Consider the following 13,043-nt stretch of genomic DNA (forward strand, 5'->3'; position numbering starts at 1 on the left):
GAAACTTCGCCCTACAGAGGGGTTGCAGGTGTAGGTGTAGCGTATATCTTGGCAGTGTGTCTAGCGCAGCAACTAGGCAATACTCAAGGCTTAATTCAGCCAATGTTAGCACTATTCACCCTAGGAACGATAGCAGATTTAGCCCCCTTAACAGGTGTCAATCGTCGCTGGGTAAAACGCGGGTTAAAACTATTACCAAAATCCCAAGTCCCAGGAATTCAAGCCTTAATTCAAGTCGCAGGAGTACAAGCCAGGGGCGCAGAAAGTTCACCCAATCCCCAGTCCCCAGTCCCCAATCCCCAGTCCCCAATCCCCAATGCCAAAACCCTCAAACCCGAAGACATAGGCTTTCGGCTTGGCCCCCGGATTAATGCTATCGGTAGAATTGGCGACCCGCAGACGGTGATAGAATTACTGACTACCGATGATATGGGAGTCGCATTGGCGCGAGCTATCGAGTGTGAACAGGCTAACATTCATCGCCAGCAAATGTGCGAACAAATCGAACAAGAAGCCGTTACCCTTGTAGAGACGCAATTTATTAATTCTTTATCAGAAGACCGAGTATTAGTCATTATCCAACCGAATTGGCATCATGGTGTAATCGGGATTGTTGCCTCCCGCTTAGTAGAACGTTACGGTGTACCTGTATTCATCGGTACTTACGAAAACGACACCCAAATCCGTGGATCAGCCAGAGGAATTCCTGAATTTCACGTATTTGAGGCGTTAGAATATTGTCACGACTTGCTGGGTAAATTTGGCGGACACAAAGCGGCGGGGGGATTTTCCTTACCAGCAGCCAATTTACAGGCGTTGCGATCGCGTTTATCTGAGTTCGCTAATCAATGTCTCGAACCGCAACACCTCAAGCCGTTACTGCAAATTGATGCTGAGGCTAATTTTCATCAACTGCATCGAGAACTGTACCAACAGTTAGATAGTCTCCATCCCTGCGGTATTGATAACCCCGATCCAGTATTTTGGACACCTAACGTGAAAGTTGTCGAGCAGCGAATTGTTGGTAAAGGTCATATTAAACTTACCCTCAGCCAAAATATTCAGGGGCAAGAGTATAAAATTAAAGCGATCGCTTGGCGTTGGCGTGACTATTACCCCTTACCCTCGCCATTAGATATTGCCTACAAACTCCGAGAAAATCACTTTAACGGTAACACTACCCTAGAAATGGAGTTAGTCGGGGTGAGATTACCCAAGGATAATTCTATACAATCATCCCCATCAAGAAATACCCCGTATTTACAGCTATTTTATCAACCAAGCACGAAATTAAGAACCAGTTTCGAGTATAATCAACATCATTATACTTGCGGTATCTATCAACATGGTTCTCATCCCGAACTGAGAATTAAAAACTCTGAAGGTAAAGTCTTAGTGATGCAACCAGGGAGTAAAATCGGTTTACTTGGTACTAACCGTCAAGACGCAAAGGAGATTGACCTATCTTTACCCCAGTATGACTGTATTATTCAAGCTGCGCTCACAGCTTTATCATCTGTAAGTCCTGAGTCTTGAGTTTGAAATTGCCTAATCACTCATGACCCAGAACTCAGCAATTTTAATTATAGGTTGCCGTTGCGGAATGCCAGGACAAAAATTACAGCCGGGCCAGCAATGACGATTAATGCAACAGAGGTTAGCTGGAAAACAACTTCCCAATTGATGTTAGCAATAGCGTCAAACATTGTTTTTGATTCCTCCCAATGGTCTTAAAAATTTAATTACTCAGTTGCAATATCCGCATTTAATCATATCTGGCGATCGCCAGTGACATTTAATTTACTTAACAAAAGTATAGGAAAAAACATAAAATGGCAAACTGGCAATGTGTCAAGCAATGTGGAGCGTGCTGTCATCTTGATCCGACAGACAGACCAGAATTAGCAGATTATCTCACCCCTGAAGAATTAGAAATGTACCTGAGTATGGTAGGGGAAGATGGCTGGTGCATTAATTTCGACCATATTACAAGAGAATGCCGCATTTATGCCCAACGTCCCCGGTTTTGTCGGGTGGAAACTCAGACATTTGAGGATATGTATGGAATTGAACCAGAAGAACTGAATGATTTTGCTATTGACTGCTGTCGTCAGCAGATAGAAGCAGTGTATGGCGATAGAAGTTTAGAAATGCTGCGTTTTGACAAAGCTGTGGGAATTTAAAGTTATGTGAAGTTGATTTTAATCTGAAAGTCACTAACACGCCTTGATGGCAACTAATTTGATTATCCCCATGTTTCACGGAAAATAGTTGCAATTTATGACAACCATCTGAGAAAATGAGAAGAATATGAAAATAATCTAGTAAAAAAACTACTGCCTGTGAAACTTGACTCTGCACCTGTTACCGTTTCTCGGATATCTACTTCTGACACCCAGCCAGAACTAACAGCCAGCAATGAATCTCTTGCAACTGCGATTCTTGAGCCTGTTGAGCCTGTAGCTAGTGCTGAAAGTCATCAAAAGCAGGACTCACCACTTGTGGTTTTCGGTACTACTTTTATAACTATTTTTCTCGCAGAAATAGGTGATAAGACCCAGTTATCCACGTTGTTAATGAGTGCAGAATCTCATTCACCGTGGATAGTATTTTTAGGTTCGGCGGCTGCTCTAATTACTACCAGCTTATTAGGTGTACTTTTAGGTAGTTGGATTTCTAAACAACTCAGTCCCAAAACCCTAGACAAATCAGCAGGGGTAATGTTGCTATTCATTGCCGTCATGTTGTTCTGGGATGTATTCCAGGGTTAGGTAAGTTTTCACAATTTGGAATTTTGAATTTTTATTATGGATTGGCATCTTTTAGGACTGAGTTTTATTACAGTTTTCATTTCAGAATTAGGTGACAAAAGCCAGTTAGCGGCGATCGCACTTTCTGGTCGTGGTCAGTCAGTGCGTGCAGTCTTCTTTGGTAGTGCTGCTGCATTACTGTTAGCTAGTTTTCTCGGTGCATTAGCTGGGGGTGCAGTTGCAGAGGTATTACCTACCCGGATATTAAAGGCGATCGCAGCTGTTGGTTTTGCTATCCTGGCTGTACGTCTGTTGTTTTTTAACAATGAAGAATCCTCCGAGTCCGAACCAACAGCTTAAATCTACAAGATAAACAAAACAAAACCCTGGTTTCTCCAAGAAACCGGGGTTATTTATTTGTGCTTAGGGAACACCAAAAAATAAATTATCTAAATCGACTATTGGTAGGGTGCGTCAGTATGAATATTTTCTTGGTGTAGTAGGGGCAGGTACACAAATACCTTAGTTGAGCAATCCAAGATATTTATAAACCCGCCCCTACTAGGGGTTCTCGTACTGACGCACCCTACATTTTGGATATTTTTTGATCTGGATGTCCCTTATCTAAACAGTGTTGCTCTATAGGATTTTTATTTGATTTTCGCAAAAATTCAGTACAAGCAACCCAGAAATGAGAATCAAAGTAATTTGAGTAGCTTGCCATCAGGAAAATAAAAATAGTTATACAATTTGGGTAATGTTGTTTTACAACCTTGCCAATATGGAACAATTAATAGTTAGAGTCGCTGATAAGGAAAAAGCAGAAATGCTAATGAAGATTCTTTCTGCTTTAGATTTCGTTAGCTCAGTAGAAGTAACCGCAGATAAAACGAATATAAATGATAAAGCGGGATGAATATCCACCCCGCTAACTTAAAAAATCACTTTCGAGGAAACCTAGCCAAGCTTTTTGGGGTTTTTACCTGTCCCACTTAATAATGACTGGCTTCAACTTCTTGCTTCCAGCAACGCATAAACAAAGTACCACCAGCTAATAACTTAATTACCTCTAGGAAGAAATAACCACCGTGCAGTAGATTCATTTGTGGGGGAATTGTCGATACTGTGTCAAATAAATTGAGATGAATTCCCGCCGCACACATTTGCGGTGTTAATAAATAGGTGTCAAAAAAAGCGATCGCTAACAGTGTCACACCCAAAACAACACAGCTAATGTTCCACTGCTCATGAGTTTTGTTCCACACCAGTACACCAGTCAATACTATAGCCGCAAATAACAACTCTAGGCGATTAAACACCCAAAAAATTACATAACCTGCGGTAGCGAAATCCGCTTGTTTCATCATGCCAGATAGGTAAAGACTAGGCATAACTACCCAATCTAACAATAGACTAGCACTGAGCCAAAAAGCCAGCGCAAATAAGACCGCAGCTTGCCAACTTGGCCGCTTGTATTCCAGTTTAGAAATAGTATCCATAAGAATAATTGCCTGTGTTATATCTTTAGTTTGTATCTTTAATAGTAAACTTGACAACAGTTATCAATTATCTTTAACAAAGTATAGGTAGCTTTATGTAAGCATCGTGATTTTTGCTATGTATTAATAACAAATATTAAATTTGTTGGAAAATCTTTAACTAATAGTCAAAAGTGTAATTGTTGTCTAGTAGATTTATATAAATCAAGCTATGCGCCTTGCTGTTGTTTTGGGTAGAGCGATCGCCACCACAGCAATCATCGCTGGATACATCCCTCAGCCAAGTCAAGCCATTCAATTACAAGATGGCACAGTTTATTTTGCTCAACCGCCACGTTTAGTCGCAGCTACCACCACTTATAATGAAGTCTATGCTTGGGGTGCAAAATATTATTTTACAATCAGCGTCCCAGAAAACGCTGGCGAACCATTACAAAAGATTACAATTAACCAGCGTGAGGGAGTAGACCATATTCATTTTGACCTGAAAAATAGCTTTGCCTTTGTTGGGACACGGGCAAACAAAGGAGAGAAAATCAAACTAAAAGATGTCACTAGCGACAGGAACACCAGAACTGTTGCCATCAACTTTGAACCACCAATATCGCCAGGAAAAACCATCACCATAGGTTTAAAACCCTGGCGCAACCCAGCCGTTGCGGGTGTGTACTTATTTGGCGTGACAGCTGTTCCTTTGGGAGAGAAAACCCACAATCAATTTTTGGGTTTTGGCAGATTGCATTTTTATCAAAATAGAAGTAATTATTTTCCGTTTCTGTATGGCTGGTAATTGCCGAATTAGTCTCACCCCAATACTTATTTTTCCTGAAAAGTCCAAACACCCTCATCCCATTCAGAAGGGGTTGGGGGTGACTGTAACCAATGCTGACAACGCAGCAGGTGAAGAATAGCAGCTTTATCATCCTTATCCACGGCGAGAACTTGGGCAAATTCTGCCCTAGCTCTACTAAACTGTTTTTGCAGATAATACTGACGACCTTTGTGATAATGCTCAATTACTTCCATTTTGTCACTATTAATAGAGTCGGAACGTAAACCCACTAATTCGTAGATAGATACTGGCTCACTCCTACCTTTGACGCGAATGTAGTCTAGTTCTCGCGCCCAAACATTGTTTTGACAAAGTTTGTAAGTGTTATCACTAATAATAATGTCGCAACCGTACTGCTTACTGATGCTTTCGAGTCGAGAGCCGAGATTTACACCATCACCAATAGCAGTAAATTCCATGCGTTTACTAGAGCCGATATTCCCACTAATCACGGTATCAGAATTAATGCCGATACCAATATTGATTTTTTGTTTATGAGCAGCTTGACGACGGTTGTTAAATTCTCTTAAGCGATGGCGCATTTCTACGGCTGTTTGTACCGCCATCCAAGCGTGGTCTGCTAGGGGGAGAGGCGAACCAAACACCGCCATAATTGCATCACCGATGTATTTATCCAGAGTTCCTTTGTGTTTGAAAACCGCATCTACCATTGACTCAAAATAGTCGTTGAGCATACTGACCACTTCTTCCGCTTCCAGATTTTCTGTCAAAGTGGTGTAGCCACGAATATCGGAAAATAATATCGATACTTCCTTGCGATCGCCTCCCAGTTTAGCATCATCCAATTTCAGCAATTCTTCCGCTAACTCTTGAGTCATGTAGCGGTACATGGTACTTTTGAGCCGTTTTTCGTCGCTGATATCTTCCATCACCACCAGCGCACCACGCACTCGCTGCACGTCACTAGCATCAGCAATGGAATTGATTGATAAATTAATACTATGCTGTTCCTTTTCTGGGTCAGCACCTAAAAGGGTACGGTCTGGGTAATATTGCTGACGGTGTTTGGGGTCTTGTCCCTGTAAAGCTTCTGCACACCACTGACTAAAGTTACCTTCTTTGATGGCGATCGCTTCATTAATGAGTTTACCTTCCAAACGGTCTTCATCTGCCATCCCCAACAAACGTTTAGCACTTTCATTGGCTGCAATAATTGTCCCCGTCTGGTCTGTGGAAATCACACCATTAGAAAGACTGCGTAAAATATCCCTTTGCAATTGCTCTTGTTGCTTGACTGTGGCAAACAACTTAGCATTTTGTAATGCTACTCCCGCTTGAATATTAAAAGCTTCCATGAATTCTTCATCATTGCGGTCAAAACTCGCTTGAAAGCATTCAGGAGCTTCCGGCCAGTCAACTGGATTATAAGGACAAATATCCCCGGATTTCTTTTTATTTACCAATTGGGTGACACCGATTAACTCTTGATCAGCGTTAAAGACTGGCATACACAATAAACTACAGGTACGGTAGCCATTTTGCTGGTCAAGTTGTCTAGCGGTTTCCGAGTCAGGATGGTTGTACAAATCAAAGGGAATATTCAGTTTTTGACCAGATGCGGCGACTTTTCCCGCAAACCCCTTACCAATGGGAACTCGTAACTCCTTAGTCGAACCATCATCTTGAGTAATTTTAGTCCAAAGTTCCTGGCGATCGCTGTCTATTAACCACAGGGTACTACGGTCAGCGTTCATCAGTTCCTTAGCTTCATCCATCACCCGTTTCAGGGTATCTTCCAAGTCTAAACTGCTTTGACTTAAAGACTTAATCGCCTTCATCATCGCAGCTGCGGCTCTTTGTTTTTGAGTTGCTATGTAAAAAGAGCGGGAAGATTCTAAAATCAGACGAATCGAAGGCGCAAATTCCTGAAATAATTCTTCATCAGCATGAGTAAAGCCGATAGTATCAATACGTTCTGCTAAAGGCGCATCAGGATTGTATACAGATTTTAATTTATTCAGTAATTGTACTACTGCTACTAATTGCCCTTGTTGATTGAGTAGCGGTAAAGCCAGCATCGTGTAGGTACGATAGCCGGTAGTTTTTTCTTTTTCTTGAGCAAATTTAGAACGGGGATCACTATAAAAATCAAACGGAATATTGATGACTTGCTTGAAAGTAGCGACTTCCCCAGCGATTCCCTTATCGGCGGGAATGCGAATTTCCAGAGAGCGATCGCCCTCTCCTTCTGCTACTATTGACCATAGTTCCTGCTTTTCTTCATCTAATAAGAATATCGTTGTCCGATCTGCGCCCAACAATTCCCCAGTTTTTAAGGTAATTGAGTGCAACATTTCTTGCAAGATTTTCTCAAACCCCTGAGAATCCAGCATGGCTAGGGTTTGATGCACAATCTGTAGTTTCTGCTCAACTCCTGTCACAACTTGTTTAAAACTCTCTTGAGTCAGGGGAGCCAGAAAGGTAGAAATCGTACCTTGCCTGTGAACTAAAGCTTCCACTGAAGAAGAATGTACTGGCAAATCTTGATTTTCGTGGTTGTGAACACCGATAATCAAATCAGACTTCTCCCCAAAACTACGCTGTTGCGCTGACATAGTGAATTGTTGATATAGCGGAATAAGATTTTAGAAATTTATCTTTTGTGTTGCTGGAGGCAAAAAGCCCAAGACATTACCCACAGTTTAATCTGTTGTGAGGTTAACGTCATCCTCTTCTAATCATTGTTTAAGCTCGTCTCTCAAATTGTTTACTCAACACCAAATCACTCACAGCTAATCAAACAGCCGTGAGTGAAGAGAAGCGATCGCTTTATTTGTATACTATTCCCTTGAGCTATCACGGAGTTAACTGCATCGGCTTGTGGAAATATTACGTATATCATTCCCTAGAATTCCTGTAAACTAACAACTCTCTTAGCTAATTTCCCTTGGTGGCAGAAACCGATAAAACCATCAGTTTATGAAATCATTTAGATAATAGACTTCATCCTTGTAATTAACAACAGAGGTATTAATGAACTGGATTCAAGTTCTTTCTCAAGATGAACTCCCACCTAATGAGCGTAAAGTTGTCAAAGTCGAACAACGCAAAATCCTACTCATTAACCACAATAACCAAGTTTTTGCGGTTGAAAATTCCTGCCCACACATGAAATTACCCATGCAAAAAGGTAAAATTACTGATGATGGTGCTATAGTTTGTCCCTTCCACCGTAGCGCGTTTGACTTATCCTCTGGTGAACCTACCGAATGGACTCCCTTTCCTCCCGGTATTGGGAAATTAATGGGGATGATTTCCCCAGAAAAAACACTACCCGTTTTTGCTACCCGTGTAGAAGAGGGTAAAATCTGGGTGAGGGTGTAAAGTAGTTCCAATTTCCCACCACATTATCCCATCCTGCCATCTTTTCCCCTATGATTGCTGGCAGGGGTGGGATACACCTATTCTCTGCTTCAACAGATATGATCATAGTCAGCACCAGAACCAAACCGCCAAGCATCAACCCAGCGATGCCAATAATATTGTTGTGTACTGGATAAATTCTTGATCCCAGGTTCTAAGATGGGAGTCATACTAGACAAAGCAGAGTAAAATCCTAAATTGCTATAATGTACCAGCCAATCTAATAAATTAATTAAACCCACCTGTGGTATAATCTTCGCCACTAAAACCGGATGATTTAAACCTGTTTTGACGAGAGTTTGTGTCAGGGCGGAAAACTGGACGATATCTTGTAAAAACGGTTTTAATACTGGTGTCCCTAGCTGCTGCATTTCTTGAAAAACTGCCGACAATAATTGATTAATTTGCTGTGGTGGAATTGTTTGATTCACACCCACACTCATCGCCTTTTGAAATAACCAAGTTACACTCAAACTCGGTTGGTACGGTTGCAATAATGCCAATGCTTTTGCAGATAGTTGCTCGGTTTGTAGTGCTTCTGAAATACCAATAGTTAACCGCTTCAGATGGCGTACCATTGCACCAAAACCGCCAAAACTCAGAGGGGACTGATTCCCACTACTATCACCAACTGGTAAAATGCGATGCCAAGGGGTTTGCAGGGGACTTTGGCGATAGCTAGGAAAGAAACCAAACAAGGCGCGTTGAAATTTTAGCTGTTGTAATTCTACACCTTGATATTCTGGCAATAGACGCAGATATTCTGTAAACAAATCTTCTAAGCTCAAGCGTTGGGGATGAGCATCCATGTAGGTAAATAAGTATGTAGTTCTGCCATCCCTCGCCGGGAAAGCTTCCCAAAAATATTGACATTGATGCTGCAAAGATGTAAAAGATAAAAGTATATCCCCAGAATTGTTTTCTGGAAATCCTTGAGCGCAACTACCCACAACTAAGCATAAAGCATCTGGTTTTTTTCCTTGCCTTGCTTGTTGAGTAATGGGTGAAAGGTTGCCCATTGCGTCGAGTAATAATTTACCTTTGTATTGATTATTAACTATCACCCCGTCTGGGTGGACTACGGCTTGTTGAAAGGGTATGTTTTCTAAGAGTTCACCACCAGCCGCTAGAAATTTAGTTTTGAGTGTAGCTAAGAGATAAACTGGATCTACACCAATATTCAAGACATCGTTTACCCAAACTGCTGCACCGTCTGGAAATTTGACTCTAGCGGGATTGTATTCTGTAGCGATCGCTCGCGTCAATTCTGCCTCAGTCAGCAGATTTAATTCCACAAATACTTCTAACTCTTGCCGGGAAATATTCCACTCCTGTTCCCTCCCCCGCAAAATACCCCGTTCTAACAACGCTACTCGCAATCCCCGCACCGCTAAAGCGCAACCAATTAAAATTCCCAGAGTACCACCACAGATAATTACATCCCAATCTACAACACCCAAAGCCTGTTGACTTTGTTTCACGACTGTGGGTATAGGTGCTGTATTTTCTCTGATAGACTTGAGGATGCTGTCAGCACGACGCAACCCACCTAAAACATCCCCTGGTAATTGGGAAAGAATTTCTTCAGTTAGGGACATACACATTCACCCCAGCAGAGTTACTATGACTAATTTTAACTTTTTCAGGGTATATTCATCAGTGCATTAATTTTAACTCTATTTTATTTTGTACATCATCTAGAATTAACCAAGGTTAATTAGCAAATATAATCTTGTTTTTAAAATTACATTAATTCTGATTTTTTATTCAACACATAGATGATTAAGAGTTATTTACTAATTAGAGATTAAGAGTTTATTTCCGCATAAATACAGTTTAATCATGTTTTCTTGGCGCAACTTTGGCAGAAATTTTGAAAAATATATCTACAGGAATATTATTGATTTTTTATATTGATTGATAGAAAATTCCAATATATGATTAATCATGTTGTTTAAAAGACGAAAAAAACACATGTAACAGATAAAATCAAAATTTAAAAACGTCTGGATGTTTAGTTAAATAATCCTAATTTTTAGGTAAACAGCTATGAGAATTGCGTTTATAGTGGGAAATTTTCCTGTTATATCAGAAACATTTATTGTCAACCAAATTATAGGTTTGATTGACAGAGGACATGAAGTAGATATTTATTCTTTGGGAACTTCCAGTATAGCTAATCATGCTAAATTACATCCAAATGTGGAAAAATATCAACTGCTTGAACGTACTCATCGTCATCCCTTAGTTCCTCAAAATTACTTATGGCGTTTTTTAAAAGCTCTAGGTTTAATAATTACTAATATTCACAAGTATCCTGTAGTGATATTGAGAACAATAAATTTTTTTCAGTATGGTAGAAAAGCAGTTTCTTTGCGCTTAATTTACTTAGTTATGTGGCTAATTAAAGCCCCATCCTACGATATTATTCATTGTCAGTTTGGGGAATTAGGACTGGAAGGAATGATTTTACAGGATATAGGTGCTATGAAAGGGAAATTAATTACTTCATTTCGTGGCTACGATATCAGTCGATTTCTTGAAGAAAAAGGAAAGAATGTTTATGATTCACTATTTGCTAAAGGTGACTTTTTCCTAGCTAACTGTGAATATTTTAAAACAAGAGCCATTAAACTAGGCTGTCATCCTCACAAAATTGTAGTACATGGTTCAGGAATAGATTGTAACCGCTTTCCTTTTAAACAAAGACATCCTCATGTAGATGGTAAAATTCGCATCGCAACAACTGGTCGTTTAGTGGAAAAAAAAGGGATAGAATACGGTATTTTAGCTATTGCTCAATTAAATAAAGTTTATCAAAATATTGAATATAATATCATTGGAGATGGTGAGTTAAAAGAAAAATTACAGCAACTTATCACTTCATTGAATCTCAATGAAAAAGTAAAATTGCTTGGATGGAAAACCCAGCCAGAAATTATTGAAATTCTGGAGCAAGCGGATATTTTCATGGCTCCTAGTGTGACAGCTAAAGATGGTAATCAAGATGCACCAGTTAATACTTTAAAAGAAGCAATGCTTATGGGTTTACCAGTGATTGCTACGGCTCATGGAGGTATTCCTGAATTAGTTCAAGATGGTATTTCTGGGTTTTTAGTTCCAGAACGAGATGCTGATGCTATTGCTGAAAAATTAACTTACCTGATTGAACATCCAGAAAACTGGTTTGCTATGGGTTATGCTGGTCGGAATTATGTAGAAAAAAACTACGACCTCAACAAGCTAAATGATGAGCTAGTGCAAATTTATTACCAAGTCATCAACAATGATTTATTATTCCAAGATTCAGCTTTACTGCCAGCAATAAGTATGCAGTAGGAAGCAATGAAATAAATTTATGACAGGATATTGATTAACATGATCAATTCATCAGCGATCGCTACCCCGGATGTTACCATTATTGTTTCCCCCAGAGAACGGTTTAGTTGTACTTGTGAAGCCTTAGAAAGCATTTACGAATACACAGATTATCCTTTCCAATTAATTTATATAGATGGTGGTTCCCCAAATCACATTCGGGATTATTTAGCCACACAAGCACAACATAAACAATTTCAACTGATTCGCACAGACTATTATCTCTCCCCCAACCACGCGCGTAACCTTGGGTTGTCTCAAGTCAGCAGTAAATATGTTGTGTTTATTGATAATGACGTTGTAGTTACTCCGGGTTGGCTGAAGCCTTTGGTTGAATGTGCAGAAGAAACAAGTGCAACTATAGTTAGTCCCCTCATTTGTCAAGGTACACCTTTACACACAGAAATACACTGTGGTGGCGGAGAATCTGGAATCAAGGAGGAGACTAAAGGCGAAACTACCAGACGGCAAATCATTGAAAAGATATATAAACAAGGTCGCAAAGTTGCAGATGTGCAACCCCAGTTACAACGCCAAAAAACAGGGTTAGCAGAGTTTCACTGCATGATGGTAAGAACCGAGATATTTCAACAAATTGGTTTGTTAGACGAAGCACTGCTTAACACCAAAGAACACGTTGATTTGTGCATCTTGGTAGCAGAGGCTGGTGGTACAGTTTACCTAGAACCTCAATCTCTGATGACCTATGTGACAAGCAAACCACTAGAACCAACAGATATACATTACTATATGCTGCGTTGGAGTGACGCTTGGATACTAGCCAGCCTTGAACGCCTACGTGAAAAGTGGAATCTCACCGAAGATGAATATTTTCACCATAAATACAAACGTTTGGGATGGCGGCGACATAAATTAATTATCAATCCCCTAGTGCGTAAACTGCCCATTGGTAGGGGAATAACTGAGAACATTTTATTATCTATAGATAAGGTAGTCAACCGTTACATTACTAACCGCTACGCACAACTACATTCTGATCATCTATCAAAGACGAAATCAACATCTGCGATCGCAACATCATCTCATATCATATCCGTTTGAATAGTTATCATATCTGTTGGGCTAGGGAACAGGGAACAAGAAAAGATTCAGCATCGAAAACTGATCATAAGTAATTAGCCGGACATAATATCAGCAGATTTCCGCAATAGGAAAGTGATTTGTGGCAACTTTTTATGC

Annotated in this window: 13 protein-coding genes; 9 read left to right on the forward strand and 4 right to left on the reverse strand. The window is 40.2% G+C overall.

The window, feature by feature from the left end; genetic code table 11:
• Positions 1 to 1,536, forward strand: a 1,536-nt coding sequence (locus A3775_RS21165; RefSeq protein ID WP_231867047.1) for a DHH family phosphoesterase, incomplete at its 5' end; no start/stop codon positions are given.
• Between the two features lie 47 nt (positions 1,537 to 1,583).
• On the opposite strand, the gene psb30 is transcribed toward A3775_RS21165, so the two are convergent.
• Positions 1,584 to 1,706: a photosystem II reaction center protein Ycf12/Psb30 gene (psb30, locus tag A3775_RS21170; protein ID WP_066382765.1), complete on the reverse strand. Its 123-nt coding sequence runs from the start codon at positions 1,704 to 1,706 to the stop codon at positions 1,584 to 1,586.
• Between the two features lie 126 nt (positions 1,707 to 1,832).
• On the opposite strand from psb30, the gene A3775_RS21175 reads away from it, so the two are divergent.
• The 4 genes from A3775_RS21175 (at position 1,833) to A3775_RS25315 (ending at position 3,666) form a co-directional block, all read left to right on the forward strand.
• The gene (locus tag A3775_RS21175; RefSeq protein ID WP_066426647.1) at positions 1,833 to 2,183 is read left to right on the forward strand and encodes a YkgJ family cysteine cluster protein; all 351 of its coding nucleotides are present in this window, start codon (positions 1,833 to 1,835) and stop codon (positions 2,181 to 2,183) included.
• A 159-nt stretch (positions 2,184 to 2,342) separates the two neighbouring features.
• A complete protein-coding gene (locus A3775_RS21180; RefSeq protein ID WP_066426649.1) occupies positions 2,343 to 2,771 on the forward strand; it encodes a TMEM165/GDT1 family protein in 429 nt (142 codons plus the stop codon).
• A gap of 36 nt (positions 2,772 to 2,807) precedes the next feature.
• On the forward strand, positions 2,808 to 3,110 hold the full coding sequence (locus tag A3775_RS21185) for a TMEM165/GDT1 family protein (RefSeq protein ID WP_066382760.1): 303 nt from the start codon (positions 2,808 to 2,810) through the stop codon (positions 3,108 to 3,110).
• A gap of 421 nt (positions 3,111 to 3,531) precedes the next feature.
• Positions 3,532 to 3,666: a hypothetical protein gene (locus A3775_RS25315; RefSeq protein WP_255363876.1), complete on the forward strand. Its 135-nt coding sequence runs from the start codon at positions 3,532 to 3,534 to the stop codon at positions 3,664 to 3,666.
• 76 nt (positions 3,667 to 3,742) lie between these two features.
• Here A3775_RS25315 and A3775_RS21190 read toward each other — a convergent pair whose 3' ends face one another.
• A complete protein-coding gene (locus A3775_RS21190; protein WP_066382759.1) occupies positions 3,743 to 4,249 on the reverse strand; it encodes a hypothetical protein in 507 nt (168 codons plus the stop codon).
• Positions 4,250 to 4,460: 211 nt separating this feature from the next.
• Between A3775_RS21190 and A3775_RS21195 the strand changes: the two genes are divergently transcribed.
• Positions 4,461 to 5,039, forward strand: coding sequence for a DUF2808 domain-containing protein (locus tag A3775_RS21195; protein WP_066426651.1), 579 nt, complete (start codon positions 4,461 to 4,463; stop codon positions 5,037 to 5,039).
• 26 nt (positions 5,040 to 5,065) lie between these two features.
• Here the strand turns inward: A3775_RS21195 and A3775_RS21200 are convergent, their stop codons facing one another.
• A complete protein-coding gene (locus tag A3775_RS21200; RefSeq protein ID WP_066382755.1) occupies positions 5,066 to 7,657 on the reverse strand; it encodes a GAF domain-containing protein in 2,592 nt (863 codons plus the stop codon).
• 418 nt (positions 7,658 to 8,075) lie between these two features.
• Here A3775_RS21200 and A3775_RS21205 point away from each other — a divergent pair, with 418 nt between their 5' ends.
• Complete coding sequence (locus A3775_RS21205; protein WP_066382753.1) at positions 8,076 to 8,426, forward strand: Rieske (2Fe-2S) protein; 351 nt, start codon at positions 8,076 to 8,078, stop codon at positions 8,424 to 8,426.
• 89 nt (positions 8,427 to 8,515) lie between these two features.
• Here A3775_RS21205 and A3775_RS21210 read toward each other — a convergent pair whose 3' ends face one another.
• Positions 8,516 to 10,063 carry an FAD/NAD(P)-binding oxidoreductase gene (locus tag A3775_RS21210; RefSeq protein WP_066426652.1) on the reverse strand — a complete coding sequence of 516 codons (1,548 nt, stop codon included), beginning with the start codon at positions 10,061 to 10,063 and terminating at the stop codon, positions 8,516 to 8,518.
• Positions 10,064 to 10,514: 451 nt separating this feature from the next.
• On the opposite strand from A3775_RS21210, the gene A3775_RS21215 reads away from it, so the two are divergent.
• Positions 10,515 to 11,804, forward strand: a complete 1,290-nt coding sequence (locus tag A3775_RS21215; RefSeq protein ID WP_066426655.1) for a glycosyltransferase — start codon at positions 10,515 to 10,517, stop codon at positions 11,802 to 11,804.
• A gap of 39 nt (positions 11,805 to 11,843) precedes the next feature.
• Positions 11,844 to 12,905 (forward strand): glycosyltransferase family 2 protein, encoded by a 1,062-nt coding sequence (locus A3775_RS21220; protein WP_066426656.1) that lies wholly within the window; start codon positions 11,844 to 11,846, stop codon positions 12,903 to 12,905.
• Positions 12,906 to 13,043 lie beyond the last annotated feature (138 nt).

Source organism: Anabaena sp. 4-3 (genome assembly GCF_001597745.1).
Lineage (GTDB): Bacteria > Cyanobacteriota > Cyanobacteriia > Cyanobacteriales > Nostocaceae > Trichormus.